This is a genomic window from Clavibacter sp. B3I6 (genome assembly GCF_030816895.1).
In the GTDB taxonomy this organism is placed as follows: Bacteria; Actinomycetota; Actinomycetes; order Actinomycetales; family Microbacteriaceae; genus Clavibacter.
Genome location: NZ_JAUSYL010000001.1, coordinates 2,044,613 through 2,061,259, shown reverse-complemented (window position 1 = coordinate 2,061,259; position 16,647 = coordinate 2,044,613). Strand labels below are relative to the sequence as shown.

Here is a 16,647-nt window from a genome sequence, read left to right as displayed (position 1 = left end):
TCCGCGGACGTGAGGAACCACATGAGCGACGCGCGCGGGCTGCGGCCCCTCGACCCGACCGAGCAGGGCGTGGAGGGGGAGCTGCGGCAGGACCGCTTCCTCGGCGACCGCGACCTCACGCGCTGGGTGACGCCCGTCGGGCGGATCCTCGCCCGCGTCGTGCAGCGGATCATGCGCGTGCTGGGCCCGCACGCCGCCCTCGTCATCACGCTGCTGGTGGGCCTCGCGCTCGCCGTGGGCCTCTCCGCGATCGCCGCGCAGGTCTACGACAGCGTCACCGACGCCGACGGGGTCGCCGGCCTGGACAAGCCGCTCCTCGCCTTCATGCTCGGGCTCCGCTCGCCGGGGCTCGACATCGCGGCGACGGCGTACACGGACATCGCGGGCGTCGTGATCATGCCCATCATCGCGGTCGTGACGATGCTGTTCCTGGCCATCCGGCGCCGCTCATGGACGCCGATCATCCTCGTGACGGCCGCGGGCACCGGATCCCTGCTGCTCACCATCGCGGGGAAGAACATCATCGGTCGCGCCCGCCCCGACCTCGCCGACGCGGTGCCGCCGTACGAGACGTCGCCGTCGTTCCCGAGCGGCCACACGCTGAACGCGGTCGCCATCGCCGGGATCCTGGCCTACGTGCTCCTCCTCCGGCAGCACCGCCGCGCGACCCGCGTGCTCTCGATCACGCTGGCGGTGGTCTTCGCCGTGACCGTCGGCATCTCCCGCGTGTACCTCGGCCACCACTGGTTCACCGACGTGCTCGCGGCCTTCTTCCTCAGCGGTGCGTGGCTCGCCCTCGTGATCACGGCGCACCGGCTGTACCTGACGGCCCGGCGGCCGGATGCGGTGGAGGCGCCGGCGACCCGCTGACCGTCTCCCGGAGCTCGCCCCGCGGGTGCGCGACCCCTCCCTGACCGGGGCGTCGATTCGAATCCCCGTGGGTCAGGCGGCAGCACGCTCGCCTGTGAGCAGTCTGAGCAGGATCTCCCGTGGCGGAGAACCATTCAGCCCCAAGCCCTCCTGCCGAATGCAGATGCAGATGCACGCAGGCGGTGCTCGAGCCGGCACGGCACCGCATGCACGCGCGAAGCCGTCGCTCGTCTCGGCTTCCCGCACCAGACGCACCACTCACTCGCCGACGCTCGTCGGCGCTTCCGTCGTCACTCCGTGGCGCCATCGAAAGGCTGATCATGCACTCTCACCGTTCCTCATCCCTTCGACGAGGGAGCCGCGCCGTGGCTGTCGCGTGCGTCGCCGTCGCGCTCTGCTCCACCGCCCCATCGGCGTGGGCCGCCAGCGGAGGAAGCGGCGCCACTCCGTCCGCATCCGCGGTCGCCTCGATCCGCATCGATGCCGATGCGGCTCAGAGAGCTCTGGACTACTGGACCCCGGAACGCCGTGCAGCAGCGCTGGATGCGACCACCACCGCATCCGGGAGCGAGAGCGACAGCGTGAGCTCGAGCGCCGCAGCGGCCATCCCCCGAGCGGAGCAGGTCGCGCCGGTCCCTCACATCGGCACCATCTTCTACACGCAGAACGGCGCTGGCTACGGCTGCTCGGCCAACGTCGTCCAGTCGGCGAACCGCTCGACCCTGGCCACGGCCGGCCACTGCCTCACTCAGAAGCACGGCTGGTCGACGAACATCGTCTTCTATCCGGCGTACGAATCCGGCGAATCCGCATACGGAGCGTGGCCCGTGATCTACGGGCAGACGACTCCCGATTGGTACGAGAAGAATAACGACGCCCAAGAGGATGACACCGCCTTCCTCGCCGTCGGCCTGAACGACGCCGGCGACGACATCACGAGCGTGGTCGGTGCGTCCCCCGTCCTCTTCGACCAGAGCGCTACCCGTGCCTCGACGGCGTACGGCTACCCGGCGAGCCTCCGTTTCGACGGTGAGCACCTCGAGCGCTGCCGCGGGGTCGGGGAGGCCTACTCAGCAGAGCAGATCGCCCTTCGCTGCGACATGAACGAGGGCGTCTCCGGAGGCCCCGTCTTCGCGGGTGATGACGCGAACGGCCCGCAGTTCGCCAACGTCGCCGAGCGCTACGCGGACTACTCGCACGTCCTCGGACCCATCTGGCAGGCCACGGAGAAGTCGGTGTACGACAGGGTGGCGGCCTTCCGCGAGTGACCACCGCACCCTGACGGACTCATCGAGATCGATGGACACGGCCGGGACCGCCCTCGTGGGCGGTCCCGGTCCTGCTCCGGGGTGATGAGCGGCCTCGCGCCGCTCACCACCCCGGAGCGTGCGTCAGCTGACGGGGTCGAACCAGGTCGTGCGGTGGGCGCACCGACCTCGTGCGACCCTTGCCGCATGGATCTCGTGGTGTCGCCGGCGCTGACCATCCCGGCGGCCGAGCTGCAGTGGCGGTTCTCGCGGTCGTCCGGTCCCGGCGGGCAGCACGTCAACACCTCGGACAGCCGCGTCCAGCTCACGTGGGACGTCGTCGGATCGCTCGTGCTGGCCGAGGCGCAGCGGGAGCGGATCCTCGAGCGGCTCGGCCGGCGACTGGTCGCGGGGACCATCACGGTGACGGTGTCCGAGCAGCGCTCGCAGCTGCGGAACCGCGTCGCCGCGATCGACGCGCTCCGCGAGATCGTGGCCGACGCCCTGGCGCCGGACGCCGCGCAACGCCGCGCGACACGTCCCACGCGGGGCTCCCAGCGCCGCCGCCTCGCGGCCAAGACGCAGCGGTCCGCCACGAAGCAGCAGCGCAAGCGGCCCACTGGCGACTGACGGCGGGCACTCTCCCGGGAGGAGGCGGCGCCCGCGTCAGCGACGGATCAGGCGGGCGCGCCCACCGACTCCTCGGCCCGGTCCCACCCCAGCGCCTCGCCGATCTGCTTGATCGCGGCGAGCGAGCGGAGGTTGAAGTCCACGCCGAGCTGGTTGGGGATCGTGACGAGGAGGGTGTCCGCCGCGGCGATGGCCTGGTCGGCGCCGAGCTCCTCGATGAGGCGCTCAGGCGTGCCGATGTAGGAGCGGCCGAAGCGCCACTTCTCGCCGCCGACCTCGCCGACCTGGTCCCGGCCCTCGATCTGCGCGCGGATCCCGAAGAACGCTGCCGACTCGTCGTCGACGATGGGGATGATGCTGCGGCTCACGCTCACGCGCGGCTCCCACGCGTGCCCGGCGACGGCCCAGCCGTCGCGGAACTGCTGGATCTGCTCGGCCTGGAGCACGTCGAGCGGCACGCCGGTGTCCTCCGAGAGGAGCGTCGACGACATGAGGTTCATGCCCTGCTCGGCCGCCCACTTGCCCGTGGCGCGCGTGCCGGCGCCCCACCAGATCCGCTCGCGGAGGCCCGGCGACTGCGGAGTGAGGGCGACACGACCCGCGACCATGCCGCGCTGCGGGGCGCCGTCGGCGAGTTCCTCGCCCTCGAGCGCGCGGAGGAAGAGGCCCGTGTGGCGGCGGGCCATGTCGGCGTCGGTCTCGCCGTCGCGCGGCACGTACCCGAACGACTCGTAGCCGGCCTCGACCTGCTCGGGCGATCCGCGGCTGATGCCGAGCTGCACCCGGCGGTTGGAGATGAGGTCGGTCATGGCCGCCTCCTCCGCCATGTAGAGGGGGTTCTCGTAGCGCATGTCGACGACGCCGGTGCCGATCTCGATCCGGCTGGTGCGGCTCGCGATGGCGGCCAGCAGCGGGAACGGCGCCGCCTGCTGCGGCGCGAAGTGGTGCACGCGGAAGTACGCGCCGTCGATGCCGATCTCCTCGGCCGCGACCGCGAGGTCGATCGACTGGAGGAGGGAGTCCTGGGCGGTGCGGACGCGGGATCCGCGCACGTCCTGCCAGTGGTTGAACGACAGGAAGCCGATCTTGGTGGACATGCCCGCTCCTCGGTGCTCGTGGCGACGGCATCCAGGTGGATGCGTCTGCATGGAGTGGGAACGGTGGCGGGGCAGCCGTTCATTCCCGAGTCGCGTCGGGCTCCGTCGGCTCCGTCAGATCGTGCGCAGTGAACTCACCACGACGGGCGCGTTCGATCGCGGCCAGGAGGCGAGCGGCGCCTACGGGGTTCCTCATCACGTAGGACGTCTCGTCGTCCGTGCTCATGCCATGCCTCTCGTCGGGTCCGGAAACCGGGGCTGGATCCATCATGCCCATCGGCCTACGCTCCGGTCATGCACCGCATCTACACGACGCCGTTCGCGGCTGTCCACGTGCTCTACGTGAAGAAGGTGGAGCGGAAGGGCCGCACGCGCGCGGAGGTCGACGAGGCGATCACCTGGCTCACCGGCTTCGACGCCGCCGAGCTGCAGCACCACCTCGACGCGGAGACGACGTTCCAGGACTTCTTCGCCGCCGCGCGCCAGAACCCGCTCGCCGACGAGGTGCGCGGCGTGATCTGCGGGGTCCGCATCGAGGAGATCGAGGACCCGCTCATGAAGGAGATCCGGATCCTCGACAAGCTGGTCGACGAGATCGCCCGCGGCCGGCCGATGGCGAAGGTGCTGCGGAGCTAGCCGAGCCGAGCCGCTCCCGCCAGCACCGCCGCCGGCAGCACCGCGCTCGCGCACAGCACCTCGATGCCGAGGAGGCGCCCGTCGGCGTCGAAGTCGAGGGCGACCTCGCCGCGGTCGCCCGGGGTCGCGATCGAGTGGATCGTCGTGGCCGCCTCCCCGTCGGCGAGGGGCCCGGCGAGCTCGACGTACGCGGCGTCCGCAGCCGGGTCGTAGGTGACGCGCATCACGCGCCCGCCGCCATCAGCCGGCGGAAGGAGTCGAGCGTGTCGTGCAGCACGGCGGCGAGGTCGGTGTCGGGGCCGCCCTCCGAGAGCCAGCGGCCGATGGAGACGCCGAAGACGGTGGCGGTCGCGTGGGCCACGAGGACGGCGGTGAGCGGATCCACCCCGCGCTCCACGAAGCCCGCCCGCACGGCCTCCTGCATCGCGTGCACCTTGCGCATCTCGCGCTCCTGCAGCCCCGCGTCCGCGACGATGATGCGCTTGCGGGCGAGCAGCGCGTCCCGCCCCTCGGCGAACTGCGACGCGACGACCTCCGGGAAGCCGTCCTCGACGACCTGGAGCGGCGACCGGTCGGGTGCCGCCTCGCGGATGATGCGCGTGACGAGGGCGGGCAGCTCGTCCTCCTCGGCGAAGAGCACCTCGCGCTTGTCGGCGAAGTGGCGGAAGAAGGTGCGGGTCGTGAGGCCGGCGCGGGCGGTGATCTGCGGCACGGTCGTGTCGGAGAAGCCCTGCTCGCGGAACAGCTCGAGCGCGGCGGCGGCGAGGCGCTCACGCGTGTCCGGCTGCCATCTGCTCATGCGTCGATCCTAGTGATGACACGACGTGCCATGAGTGTATACAGTGATGACACGCGATGTCATCGGGCAGCGCGACCCTCACATCGGAGATCCGCCGTGCCCACCGAATCCGCCGCCTGGCTCGCCTCGTCCGCCGCCGACCTCACCGTGGGTCCCGCGCCGCGGACCGCTCCCCGGGAGGGCGAGGTCGCCGTCCGCGTCCGGGCCGTGGCGATCAACCCGCTCGACACCATGAAGCAGCACATGGGCGACCTCATGTACCGGTGGCTCCCGCACCCCGCCGTGCTCGGCGAGGACGTCGCGGGCGTCGTCGAGGAGGTCGGCCCCGGGGTCACGCGCTTCGCCGTGGGCGACCGCGTCGTCGCGTACGCGGTGGGCATGGAGAAGGGCCGGCGGCACCAGGCCGAGGGCGGGTTCCAGTCGCGGGCGGTCGTCCGCACCGACCTCGCCGCCCCGATCCCGGACGCGATGCCCTTCGAGGACGCCGCCGTCCTCCCGCTCGGCATCTCCACCGCCGCATCCGGCCTGTTCGGCGCGGGCCAGCTCGGGCTGCGCCTGCCCGACGCGACCACCCCGGCGACGGGGGAGACCGTGGTGGTGTGGGGCGGATCCACGAGCGTCGGCGTGAACGCGATCCAGCTCGCCGTCGCGGCCGGGTACGACGTGGTCACCACCGCGTCGCCGCGCAACCACGCGCTCGTCGCGTCGCTCGGCGCGAGCCGCGCGTTCGACTACCGGAGCCCCACGGCCGTGCGCGACATCGTGGCGCACCTCGCGGAGAGCGGCCGCCGGGTGGCGGGCGTGCTCGCGATCGGCACCGGATCCGGCGCACCCGCGGTCGAGATCGCGATCGCCACGGGCGCGAAGCGGGTCAGCATGGCGAGCCCGCCGGTGTCGTTCGACACCCTCCCGCGCGGCGGACGGGTCGGCCTCCCGCTCGTGCGCCTCGGGATCCGCATGGGCACCGCGACACCCGCCCCTGATGCTGCGGGCGCGCGTCCGCGGGATCCGCGCGAGCTTCATCTGGGGCAGCGCCCTCATGCACGACGAGGTCGGCCCGATGCTCTGGGAGCGGTTCCTCCCGGCGGCGCTCGCCGAGGGCCGCTACGTCGCCGCACCCGCGGCGGAGGTGGTCGGGACGGGACTCGAGGCGATCCAGCCCGCCATGGACCGGCTGCGCGCGGGCGTCTCGGCGCGGAAGCTCGTCGTCACGCTGTAGCGGCGACGCCGGGGGCGGTCCCTACGATCGGACGCATGGCCGCCCCCGCGCACGAGCTCCTCACCGTCCCCGATCAGGCCGCCTGGCGCGCCTGGCTCGACGCGCACGAGGAGGCGTCCGACGGCGTCTGGCTCGTGCTCGCGAAGAAGGGCACGACGGATCCGACCTCGCTCACCTACGCGCAGGCCCTCGACGAGGCGCTGTGCAGCGGGTGGATCGACGGCCAGACTGCGAGCATCGACGAGCGGATCTTCCGCCGCCGCTTCACCCCGAGGCGGAAGGCGTCGCTGTGGTCGGAGCGCAACATCGGCCTGGTCGCGACCCTCACCGCCGAGGGGCGGATGCGCCCGCGCGGCGTCATGGAGATCGAGCGCGCGCAGGGCGACGGCCGTTGGGAGCGCGCCTACGCGGGCCAGGCGTCGGCGGCCGAGCCCGAGGACCTGCTCGCGGCGCTCGCCGTGTCGCCCACGGCCGCCGACGCCTTCGCGGCCCTGTCGAAGGTCAACCGCTACGCCGTGATCCACCGGGTCGCGACCGCGCCCAACGCGACCGTGCGCGCGAACCGGCTGGCGAAGCTCGTCGCGATGCTCGAGCGGGGGGAGACGCCGCACCCCCAGTAGGGCGTCGGGCGCCGGACATCCGCTCCGCCCCGCTTCTCTTTCGTCTTGCTGACCGTCCCGACGGGATCCCGACCGGTACCGTGAGCACGCCCGTAGTTTGTGGACAAACGGCCCCTGTTCGCGGGTCGGCGGACGCGGCCGGCGTCCTCCGGCACGAGCCCGCCGGGGCCGGGCACCACCCCGACCGCACGCTCGCGTGCACCCTCCTCGATCCGTCGCCTCCCGCGACCCGACCCCCGAAGGACCCGCGATGCGCGACACCTCCTCCCCGACCACCACCCGCCGGCGACGCCGGCCGATCCGCCTGGCGATCGGCGCCGCGGTGGCCGCCGCGACCGTCGCCCTCACCGGCTGCGGCGCCGGCGCCGACGTGGGAGGCGCGGGCGTCGCCTGCGACATCCCGCAGCCCGACGCGAAGACGACCGTCAACGTCCTCTCCTACAACAGCCCGTCGACGAACCCGTTCACCGACGCGATCGCGACCGGCTGCACCGGCGGGAACCTCACGGTCAACGCGCCCACCACCGACTTCTCCGGGCAGAACCAGCGCGCCGTGCAGTCGATGTCGGGGACGAACCCGAGCTACGACCTCGTCGAGGTCTACGGCACCGTCTACCCGCTCTACGCGGAGCGCGGCTGGATCGAGCCCCTCGACGACCGCATCGCCGACAAGGGCGACGAGCTCGGCCTCGACGACATCGACCCCACGCTCATGGAGTCGCTGCAGTACGACGGGAAGCAGGTCGGGATCCCCACCTTCTGGGGCACCATCATCTTCATCTACCGCGAGGACATCCTCTCCGACCTCGGCATCGAGGTGCCGACCACGTTCGAGGAGATGTACGCGGCCTCGGAGCGGATCCGCACGGAGACCGGCATGGAGAACCCGCTGGCCCTCCCCTTCAACTCCGCGGGCGACAACTCGAGCGCCTACAACCAGTACCTCGGCTCGCTCGGCGGCACCTGGTTCGAGGACGGTTCCGCCACCCCGACCCTCGACAGCCCCGAGTCGGTGCAGGCGCTCGACACCCTGCGCGCCACCTACCAGCAGATGAGCACGCAGTCGACCTCGTGGTCCTCGCCCGAGGTGATCACCCAGCTCCAGACCGGCCAGGCCGCGATGTCGATGCTGTTCGCCGGTCGCGTCTCCGCGCTCCTCGACGAGGGCCAGACGGAGAACTTCGACGAGTTCGCGTTCGCCGTCCCGCCGTCGGTCGAGGAGGGCGGCACCCCCGCCACCAGCCTCTCGGTCGACGGCCTCTCCATCGCCGCGAACGCGAAGACGGACCACGACCTCCTCTTCGACCTGCTGGGCGTCGCCACGGGAGCGGACGCCGCGACCGAGGCCGCCAAGGCCACGATCCCGGCCCGCACCACCCAGGCGCAGGCCGCCGACCTCCCGTTCGAGGAGGCCGCGCGCGACGTGCTCGAGAGCGAGAAGCCGAACGGCCTGCCGCTCGTGCCGTACATGTCCGACGTGTTCGCCGCGATGGCGCCGATCCTCGCGCAGGTCGTCGACGGCACGCTCTCCTCGGCGGACGGTGCGACGCAGCTGCAGGCGGCGGCCGTCCAGGCCATCGCCACGGCGGGCTTCGCGCCCTGATGCGCGGACCCGGCACGCGCGGCGTCGCCCGCCGAGCGGTCCCCGGCCCCCGGGCATGAGGCTCAAGACCTTCGCCGCGTTCACGGCCCCCGCCATCATCCTGATGGCGGGGCTGCTGATCGTGCCGCTGATCACCACGCTCGTCTGGAGCTTCCAGAACGTGCCCGTCGGCCAGCCCGGCGTCTTCAACGGCATCGCGAACTACGTCGAGATCTTCACCGACCGCCGCTTCGGGCGCGACGCCGCCTTCACCGTGACGTTCGCGATCATCATGACGATCGCGAAGCTCATCGTCGGCTACGGCATCGCGCTGCTGCTCAACCGCATCGAGCGCGGCCGCATGGTGATCCTCGGGCTGCTCATGGCGAGCTACGTGGTGCCCACCGTGATCGGCGCGCTCAACTTCTCTTGGCTGTTCAACGACATCTTCGGCGGCGTGGTCAACCAGATCCTCGCCGTCTTCGGCGTGCACGTGGACTGGCTGACGGAGACGGGACCCGCCCGCATCCTCATCGGCCTGCACGCGCTCTGGCACGAGACGCCGTTCGTGATCCTCGTGCTCCTCGCCGGGCTGCAGACGCTGCCCGAGGAGCCGCTCGAGGCCGCGCAGCTCGACGGCGCCGGCTGGTGGCAGCGCCAGCGGTACATGGTGATCCCGCTGCTCGCGCCGCTGTTCTCGTTCGTGACCCTCATCAGCCTGATGGACAGCCTCAAGGTGTTCGACTCCATCCGGATCATCACCCCGGCCGCCGGCAGCGTCGGCACCGAGTCGCTCATGGTGTTCGTGTACCAGGTGGCCCTCGGGGAGTCGTACCGGCTGGGGGTGGCGAGCGCGGTCAACGTGGTCACCATCGCCATCACCCTGGTGCTGCTGATCCCGTTCCTCCGACAGACCTGGAAGGGGGCGCGGGCCGCATGACCGCATCCACCCCGCTCGTGCCCACCGGCCGCACCCGCCTGCCCGACGACGTCCGCACCCTGACCGCGAAGGAGCGCCGCCGCCGCGAGCGGATGGGCTCGCTCGGAGCGGGCGCCGCGCTCCTCGTGGTCGTGCTGATCTCGCTGAGCCCGTTCGTCTGGGCGCTCCTCACCGCGGTCAAGCCGTTCCAGGACGCCTTCACGAACCCGCCCACGTGGATCTTCGAGCCGCGCCTCGACGCGTTCGTGGAGCTGTGGCGCGGCACGCTGTTCGCCGAGGTGCTCGTCAACACGTTCATCGTCGCCGGGCTCACGGTGGTCGTCGCGCTGGTGGTCGGCGCACCCGCCGCGTACGCGTTCGCGCGCTACGCGGGCGTGGTCGGGCCGATCCTGCTCCTGCTGGCCGTGGTGCTGCGCACCATCCCGCGCTTCGCCGTCGTGCTGCCGTTCTACGAGATGAGCCAGGCGCTCGGGATCTACGACACGAAGATCGCGCTGGTCGCCGCGCTCGTGGCGGTGAACATGCCGTTCACGCTGCTGCTGCTCGTGGGGTTCTTCCGGGACATCCCGACGGAGCTCGACGAGGCGGCGATGATCGACGGCTGCAGCCGCTTCGGCGCGTTCCGTCGCGTGATCGTGCCGCTCATGGGCCCCGGCCTCGTGACGGCGGGCGTCTTCACGCTGCTGGTCGCGTTCCAGGAGTACCTCGTGGCGCTGACGCTCACGCAGAACGAGGCCGTGACGATCCCCGTCTTCATCGCCGCGCAGAAGGGCGCCGACGACATCTCGACGTACCAGACGCTCGCGGCGGCGAGCATCGCGCTCGTGATCCCGGTGGTCCTCATCGCGGTCTTCGCGCGGAAGTACCTCGTGGCCGGCCTCGGCGGAGGAGCGGTCAAGGGCTGACGTCGCGTCGCGGAGAGGGCCGGGCGGGAGAGGATCTCCCGCCCGGCCCTCTGCCATGTCACGGCCGGTGCGCTACTCGCAGTGCGAGTGCACGGTGTCGGGGATCTTGATGTAGATGCCCTTGCCGCTGCAGAGATCGGAGCTCTTCAGCGCCTCGAACGAGCCGGCGACGAACGCGCCGAGGATCGCGCAGCTCACCCGGGACAGGTCGAAGGACATGCACGCGGCGGCGGCGGCAGCGCTCGCGGTGCCGGCGACCAGGCCCCGGAGCCAGGCGTTGTTCAGGTAGATGGTGAACCAGTGCGTCAGGTGGTTCCACCAGTGCTTGGACTCCAGGTACTCGGAGCCCGTGTCCGCGGGGACCACCCGGTTGCCGCTGCCCGGGCCCGCGAGGCCGTCCCGTGCGGCGGCCATCCTCGGGTCAGTCTTCGCGGCCGCCTCCAGCTGGGCGACCTGCGGGGCGGCCTGGGCGCTCTGCTCGGCCGACAGGTCGGTCCAGTTGTCGATGTGCTGGCCGTGCACGTCGATGCCGGTGCTGGCCGCGTGGACGATGTCGGCCTCGGTGATCCTCCCCGCCTCCATGTCGTCGAGGATGTGCCCGCTCTCGATGGAGTGGGCCACGCGGGCTTCCGGGGAATGCGGGTCGACGACGGCGAAGGCGCCGCTGCCGGGGGCGGCGATGACGAACCCGAGGGCGGTCACGGCGCCGATGGTGACGGTGGTCAGGGTGGAGCGGGTGGGGCGGGTCCGGCGGATGCGGGACATGCGGGAGTCCTCTCTCTGGGTGCGGCGGGCGCCGCCCTCGCACGGTAGGGGCCGCCGGCTCCTCCTCCCGAGGGACTCCGTGGACGCGGGCCTTAACGTCAGACGAACGTCTGACGAGACGGCCCGGGCTCAGCCGGCGACGCCCGGGAGGGTGAGCGTCAGGATCCCGTCGCGCACCTCGACGGTCGTGCCGCGATGGTCGCGGACGCGGGGGAGGCCGACGGTCGCGTCGCTCGCGTGGTCGCCGACGACGACCACGCGCATGCCCGCGGCGAGGCCAGCCCGGATGCCCGCCTCGGCGTCCTCGTAGACGATCGCGTCCGCGGGATCCACGCCCAGGCGCGCGGCCGCGAGCAGGTAGCCGGACGGGTCGGGCTTGCCGGCCGTGACGTCCTCGGCGGTGACGGCGACGTCGGGCACGGGGACCCCGGCGCCCTCCAGGCGGGCGCGCGCGAGGGCGCGGCCGGCGCTCGTGACGAGGGCGTGGGATCCGGCGGGCAGCGCGGCCACGAGGTCGCGGGCGCCGGGGATCTCGACGGTCGCGGGGCTGCCGTCGAGCTCGAGGCGGTCGAGCTCGGCGAGGAGGGCGGGCACGTCGCTGCCGGCGGGGGCGAAGCGGGCGAGGCTGTCGGCGGCGCGCACGCCGTGGATCCGGCGGATGAGCTCGGCCGGGTCGTGGCCGAAGCGCCGCGCGAGCATGGTCCAGATCTCCTCCACGAGCGCGGTCGAGTCCACCAGCGTCCCGTCCATGTCCAGGAGGAGCGCGCGGGCGGTGAGCGTGACGGGTGCGGACATGCGTCCATCCTCCCGGACGGACGGACGGACGGACGGACGGGTGGGCGCGGGCGGGCGGGCGGATCGGCGACGATGGAGGGGCGGCCGGGGATCCGACGCGAGACGAGCGGAGGCGGCATGGGTGACGGGCTCGAGCGGGTGCTCCAGATCGTCATGATCGTGTGCGTGATCGGCATGGGCGTGAACTCCTTCCGGACGCTGAACCACACGTCGCGGACCAACGAGCCGGCACCGCGGTCCATGCACCTGGTCGGCCTGCCGTTCGCGGTGGTCGGGATCGTGACCGCGGTGTCCCTGCTGCTCTGGACGTGACGGCGACGGTGCCCGCGCCTCGGTCCCGCCGAGGCCGGCCGGACCGCTTACGACTCCCGCCGGGCCCGGTCGTCCGGTGCGTGCGCCCGTAGCCTGGAGCGATGCGGGGATCACGGTGACGGCGCGCGGACGCACGGCGCACCACGTCGTCATCGGGGCCGGGCTCGCCGGCGCGGCGACCGCCTGGCAGCTCGCGAGCCGCGGCCACGAGGTCACGGTGCTGGAGCGCGACCGGCCCGCGAGCATGCTCGGCAGCTCGCACGGATCCGCCCGCATCCTCCGCTACGCCTACCCCGATCCCTTCTACGTGCGCCTCATGCGCGACGCCCGCGTGCTCTGGGACCGCCTCGAGCGCACCACGGGCGTGCGGCTCGTCACGCCCACCGGAGCCGTCGACTCCGGGCTCGTCCGCCGCCCCGCCGAGCTCGCGCGCGTGCTCGAGCGCGTCGGCATCGACCACGAGCTGATGTCGGCGCGCGAGGCCGCCGAGCGCTGGCCCGAGATGGCGTTCGACTCCGACGTGCTGTGGCACCCGGCCGCGGGCGTCCTCGACGCGGAGGCCGCGGTGACCACCATGCTCGACCTGGCCGTCGCGCACGGGGCCGTCGTGCACGCGGGCTTCGAGGTGACGGGCGTCGAGCGGGTCGGTGCGGGCTTCGCCGTGACCGCCGACGACGGCCGACGCGTCGAGGGCGACGGCCTGGTCGTGGGCGCGGGCGCCTGGCTGCCCGACCTCCTCGGCGACCTGCCGCTGCCGCGCGCCGCGCTCGACCGGGTCCCGCCGCTGCGCGTCCGCCAGGAGCAGGTGTTCCACTTCGCCTACATGGACGGGCCGCCGTCGCGCCCGGTGCCGACCTCCATCCACATGGACGAGCGGATGCCCGTCTACGCGCTGCCCGGCGGACGCGACGTGGAGGGCCGCGGCCACAAGGTCGCCGAGTTCGACGGCGGGCGGGTGATCCCATCGGCCGCGCACCAGGACGGCGTCGTGGATCCCGCCAACCGCGCGCGCGTCGTCGACTGGGTGCGCCGCAACCTGCCGGGCGTCGAGCCCGTGCCGTACGCCGAGGCGACGTGCCTGTTCACGAGCACGCCCACGGAGGACTTCGTGATCGACCGGGTCGAGGGCATCACGATCGTCTCGCCGTGCTCTGGCCACGGCGCCAAGTTCGCGCCGCTCATCGGCAGCCTCGCGGCGGACGCGGCGACCGGCGAGCGGGTCGAGCCGCGGTTCTCGCTCGCGCCCTGATCCACGGAGCGCTCACGCCTCCTGCGCGCTGCTCCGCCCGCCCGTGCGGACGCGGACGCGCCCCGGCCCCCGGGCCTCGGCGCGCTCCGCGACCCGCTCGCGGTCGGCGGCCAGGCGCGCGAGCTCGTCGCGGAGCTCGCCCACGCGCTCGTCGCGCCCCTCCTCCGGGAACGCGCCGGGCAGCAGCTGCGGCGCGAGCCGGGCGCGCACGATCTGCTCGAGCGCCGAGTCCCGCGCGATGAGGAGCACCTCGCGGAGCGCCTTGGGGTCGCGCGAGAGGGCGCCGAGCCGCTCCACGATCTCCTCCGCGATCTCGGCGCGCAGCCGGAGCCCCGGCACGTCGCCCTCGCGGTAGTCGTCGGGCCGCTTGCCCTTGCCCTCGCGCAGCGCCGCGCGGTCGCGGGCCATGCGCAGCCGCTCGGCCTCGCCGCGCTTCTCGCCGATCAGCTCGGCCAGCTCGCCGCGGAGCGCCTCGATGAGCGACTCCTCGTCGAACGGGCGGCGCTCCCGGAGCGTGCGGAGGATGATCCGGTTCTCCATCTGGAGCCGGAGCGCGACGCCGACGAGCAGCAGCGCCTCCTCGATGAGCACCTCCTTCTGGGCCGGATCCGCGGCGACGCGGGCGGCCACGGAGGGCGGCGGAGCGCCGGGCTTGGAGGGCTTCGCGGGGCGGATGCGGGGCCGGGGCATGATGTCCTCCCGCTCCGCCCGCTCCACCGGCGAGGTCCTCCCAGGGTACGCGGAACGGCCGACGACCGGGCGGGTCGCGGTGCCGACGCGGCCCGGTCCCGGATCAGCCCAGCCGCTCCTTGAGGAACGCGATCGTCCCGAGCTCGTCGTCGATGCCGCCGCCGTCGTGGCCGTTGTACTCCCACTCGACGATCTCCTTCTCGCCCGCGTACGCGTTGAACGCGCCGTAGACGGTGGAGGGCGGGCAGGTCGCGTCCATGAGCCCCACCGAGAAGCGGGCGGGCGCGGTCGCGCGGCGCGAGAACGCGACGCCGTCGAAGTAGCGGAGCACGGCGTGCACGTCCTCGCCACGGCCCCGGTGCGTCTTCAGGTAGTCGACGACCTCGTGGTACGGGTACGCGTCGGTGATGTGGGTGGCCCGCTCGATGTCGCAGAGGAACGGCACGTACGCGGAGACCGCGGCCAGGTCGTCGCGCAGCCCGGCGACCGCGAGCGCCATGCCGCCGCCCTGGCTGCCGCCCTGCACGGCGATGCGGGCGGGATCCACGACGTCGAGCGACCGCGCCACGTCGACCGCGCGCACCGCGTCCGTGAAGAGGCGGCGGTAGTAGTAGGACTCGCGGGAGGCGATCCCGCGGGTCATGAAGCCGGGGATCGCGGGACCGGCCTCGCCGTGGTCGGCGGTGGCGCCGGCGCTCCAGTAGGAGCCCTGGCCGCGCGTGTCCATCTGGAGGTGCGCGAAGCCGGCGGCCGCGTAGATCAGCGTCTCCTCGGCGCGTCCCCGCCCGCCGCCGTAGCCGACGTACGAGACCACGGTGGGCAGCGGGCCCGTGGCGCCGGCCGGGGTGCGGAGCCAGGCGCGCACGTCGGTGCCGCCGGATCCCGCGAAGGTCACGTCCTGCACGTCGACGAGCGCGAGGTCGGTGTCGACCGGGGCCAGGCGCACGTCGAGGTCGTGCTGCCCGGCCTCCTCGAGGGTGCCGGACCAGAACGCGTCGAAGTCCTCCGGGTCGACGTGGCTGCTGACGTGCGCGCGGGCGGCGTCGACGGGTTCGATGAGCATGGGTCCTCCGGGGCGTTCGGCGGTGGGCGGGCGGTCGGCGTCCCGCGCGCCCGTCGGGCCGCGTCGCCTCGCCCATTCTGTCCTCCGCGACGGCGCGCGGCGCGGATCCGGGACGGAACACCTGGCGGGGTCGCGGTGTTGAGGTGAGCATGACCGTCCCGCTCTCCATCCTCGACCTCGCCCCCATCGCCCCCGGGGAGACCGCCCGCGACAGCTTCGCCGCCTCCGTCGCCCTCGCCCAGCAGGCCGAGCGCAGCGGATACCGCCGGGTCTGGTACGCGGAGCACCACAACATGGCCTCCATCGCGTCGAGCGCGACGTCGGTGCTCATCGCCCACGTGGCCAGCCAGACGTCGACGATCCGCCTCGGTTCGGGCGGCGTCATGCTGCCGAACCACTCGCCGCTCACCATCGCGGAGCAGTTCGGCACGCTCGAGACGCTGCACCCGGGCCGCATCGACCTCGGCCTCGGCCGCGCCCCCGGCAGCGACCAGGCCACCTTCCGGGCGCTCCGCCGCGACCCCGCGTCGTCCGACCGGTTCCCCGAGGACGTCGTCGAGCTGCAGGCCTTCCTCGCGGGCGAGAGCCAGATCCCGGGCGTCGCGGCGACCCCCGGCGCCGGCACCCGCGTGCCGCTCTACATCCTCGGATCCTCGCTGTTCGGGGCCCAGCTCGCGGCGGCCCTCGGCCTGCCGTACGCCTTCGCGTCGCACTTCGCGCCCGACGCCCTGCTCGACGCGGTGGCCATCTACCGCCGCGACTTCCGGCCGTCCGCGCAGCTCGACGAGCCGTACGCGATCGCGGGCATCAACGCCATCGCGGCCGACGACCGAGGCGACGCCGAGCGCCAGTTCGACGAGGTCCGCCGGGCGCGCCTCATGATGCTGCTCCGCCAGAGCGGCCAGATCCCGGCGAGCCAGACCTTCACGGACGACGAGCTCGACCGGCTCCTCGAGGCGCCCGTCGGCGCGCACGTCGCCAGCATGATGACCTACACGGGCGTCGGCACGGGCGCCGAGGTGTCCGACTACGCGACGCGGTTCGCCCAGGAGGCGGGCGTCGACGAGGTCATCGTGGGGCACGCCTCGCTGCGCACGCCCGAGCGCCTGCGCTCCGTCGAGCTGCTCGCCGACGCGCACGCGCTCGTCGCGGCCTGAGGCCCGACGCGGTCGCCTGACGCACTGCGCCTGACGCACGGGAGGGGCCGGATCCACGGATCCGGCCCCTC

At 73.1% G+C, this 16,647-nt stretch carries 18 protein-coding genes and 1 pseudogene; 12 read left to right on the top strand and 7 right to left on the bottom strand.

Annotated features, from left to right (window positions below):
- The first annotated feature begins 21 nt into the window (after positions 1-21).
- From QFZ62_RS09895 to arfB, 3 genes are all read left to right on the top strand, one after another.
- Positions 22-870 (top strand): phosphatase PAP2 family protein, encoded by an 849-nt coding sequence (locus QFZ62_RS09895; protein ID WP_307504973.1) that lies wholly within the window; start codon positions 22-24, stop codon positions 868-870.
- Positions 871-1,235: 365 nt separating this feature from the next.
- Positions 1,236-2,138, top strand: a complete 903-nt coding sequence (locus tag QFZ62_RS09890; protein WP_307504972.1) for a serine protease — start codon at positions 1,236-1,238, stop codon at positions 2,136-2,138.
- Positions 2,139-2,324: 186 nt separating this feature from the next.
- Positions 2,325-2,747 (top strand): alternative ribosome rescue aminoacyl-tRNA hydrolase ArfB, encoded by a 423-nt coding sequence (arfB, locus tag QFZ62_RS09885; protein ID WP_307504970.1) that lies wholly within the window; start codon positions 2,325-2,327, stop codon positions 2,745-2,747.
- Between the two features lie 47 nt (positions 2,748-2,794).
- Here the strand turns inward: arfB and QFZ62_RS09880 are convergent, their stop codons facing one another.
- Complete coding sequence (locus tag QFZ62_RS09880) at positions 2,795-3,844, bottom strand: LLM class flavin-dependent oxidoreductase (RefSeq protein ID WP_307504967.1); 1,050 nt, start codon at positions 3,842-3,844, stop codon at positions 2,795-2,797.
- Between the two features lie 294 nt (positions 3,845-4,138).
- On the opposite strand from QFZ62_RS09880, the gene QFZ62_RS09875 reads away from it, so the two are divergent.
- Entirely contained in the window at positions 4,139-4,480 is a 342-nt protein-coding gene (locus QFZ62_RS09875) for a DUF2200 domain-containing protein (RefSeq protein WP_307504965.1), read from the top strand.
- Here QFZ62_RS09875 and QFZ62_RS09870 read toward each other — a convergent pair.
- Together QFZ62_RS09870 and QFZ62_RS09865 are read right to left on the bottom strand one after the other, a co-directional pair.
- Entirely contained in the window at positions 4,477-4,704 is a 228-nt protein-coding gene (locus QFZ62_RS09870) for a DUF2283 domain-containing protein (protein ID WP_307507761.1), read from the bottom strand. The genes QFZ62_RS09875 and QFZ62_RS09870 overlap by 4 nt on opposite strands.
- Entirely contained in the window at positions 4,704-5,279 is a 576-nt protein-coding gene (locus QFZ62_RS09865) for a TetR/AcrR family transcriptional regulator (protein ID WP_307504963.1), read from the bottom strand. The genes QFZ62_RS09870 and QFZ62_RS09865 overlap by 1 nt, the downstream gene beginning before the upstream one ends.
- A 15-nt stretch (positions 5,280-5,294) precedes the next feature.
- Between QFZ62_RS09865 and QFZ62_RS09860 the strand changes: the two are divergent.
- The 5 genes and pseudogenes from QFZ62_RS09860 to QFZ62_RS09840 form a co-directional block, all read left to right on the top strand.
- Positions 5,295-5,684, top strand: a pseudogene (locus QFZ62_RS09860) (alcohol dehydrogenase catalytic domain-containing protein); the annotation flags it as partial.
- Positions 5,685-6,533: 849 nt separating this feature from the next.
- Positions 6,534-7,118: a YdeI family protein gene (locus QFZ62_RS09855; RefSeq protein ID WP_307507759.1), complete on the top strand. Its 585-nt coding sequence runs from the start codon at positions 6,534-6,536 to the stop codon at positions 7,116-7,118.
- Positions 7,119-7,368: 250 nt separating this feature from the next.
- A complete protein-coding gene (locus tag QFZ62_RS09850) occupies positions 7,369-8,721 on the top strand; it encodes an ABC transporter substrate-binding protein (RefSeq protein ID WP_307504960.1) in 1,353 nt (450 codons plus the stop codon).
- Positions 8,722-8,776: 55 nt separating this feature from the next.
- Complete coding sequence (locus QFZ62_RS09845) at positions 8,777-9,640, top strand: carbohydrate ABC transporter permease (protein ID WP_307504957.1); 864 nt, start codon at positions 8,777-8,779, stop codon at positions 9,638-9,640.
- Positions 9,637-10,545, top strand: coding sequence for a carbohydrate ABC transporter permease (locus QFZ62_RS09840; RefSeq protein ID WP_307504955.1), 909 nt, complete (start codon positions 9,637-9,639; stop codon positions 10,543-10,545). The genes QFZ62_RS09845 and QFZ62_RS09840 overlap by 4 nt, the downstream gene beginning before the upstream one ends.
- Positions 10,546-10,617: 72 nt before the next feature.
- Here QFZ62_RS09840 and QFZ62_RS09835 read toward each other — a convergent pair whose 3' ends face one another.
- Entirely contained in the window at positions 10,618-11,310 is a 693-nt protein-coding gene (locus tag QFZ62_RS09835; RefSeq protein WP_307504953.1) for a hypothetical protein, read from the bottom strand.
- A 129-nt stretch (positions 11,311-11,439) separates the two neighbouring features.
- Positions 11,440-12,105 carry an HAD-IA family hydrolase gene (locus tag QFZ62_RS09830; protein WP_307504950.1) on the bottom strand — a complete coding sequence of 222 codons (666 nt, stop codon included), beginning with the start codon at positions 12,103-12,105 and terminating at the stop codon, positions 11,440-11,442.
- 117 nt (positions 12,106-12,222) lie between these two features.
- Between QFZ62_RS09830 and QFZ62_RS09825 the strand changes: the two genes are divergently transcribed.
- Both QFZ62_RS09825 and QFZ62_RS09820 read left to right on the top strand, forming a co-directional pair.
- The gene (locus QFZ62_RS09825; protein WP_307504947.1) at positions 12,223-12,417 is read left to right on the top strand and encodes a hypothetical protein; all 195 of its coding nucleotides are present in this window, start codon (positions 12,223-12,225) and stop codon (positions 12,415-12,417) included.
- Between the two features lie 115 nt (positions 12,418-12,532).
- The gene (locus QFZ62_RS09820) at positions 12,533-13,666 is read left to right on the top strand and encodes an FAD-dependent oxidoreductase (protein WP_307504944.1); all 1,134 of its coding nucleotides are present in this window, start codon (positions 12,533-12,535) and stop codon (positions 13,664-13,666) included.
- Between the two features lie 12 nt (positions 13,667-13,678).
- Here the strand turns inward: QFZ62_RS09820 and QFZ62_RS09815 are convergent, their stop codons facing one another.
- Positions 13,679-14,356, bottom strand: coding sequence for a hypothetical protein (locus QFZ62_RS09815; RefSeq protein WP_307504943.1), 678 nt, complete (start codon positions 14,354-14,356; stop codon positions 13,679-13,681).
- A gap of 103 nt (positions 14,357-14,459) precedes the next feature.
- Positions 14,460-15,419 (bottom strand): acetylxylan esterase, encoded by a 960-nt coding sequence (locus tag QFZ62_RS09810; RefSeq protein WP_307504940.1) that lies wholly within the window; start codon positions 15,417-15,419, stop codon positions 14,460-14,462.
- A gap of 149 nt (positions 15,420-15,568) precedes the next feature.
- On the opposite strand from QFZ62_RS09810, the gene QFZ62_RS09805 reads away from it, so the two are divergent.
- Entirely contained in the window at positions 15,569-16,576 is a 1,008-nt protein-coding gene (locus tag QFZ62_RS09805; RefSeq protein ID WP_307504938.1) for an LLM class flavin-dependent oxidoreductase, read from the top strand.
- The last annotated feature ends 71 nt before the right edge of the window (positions 16,577-16,647 follow it).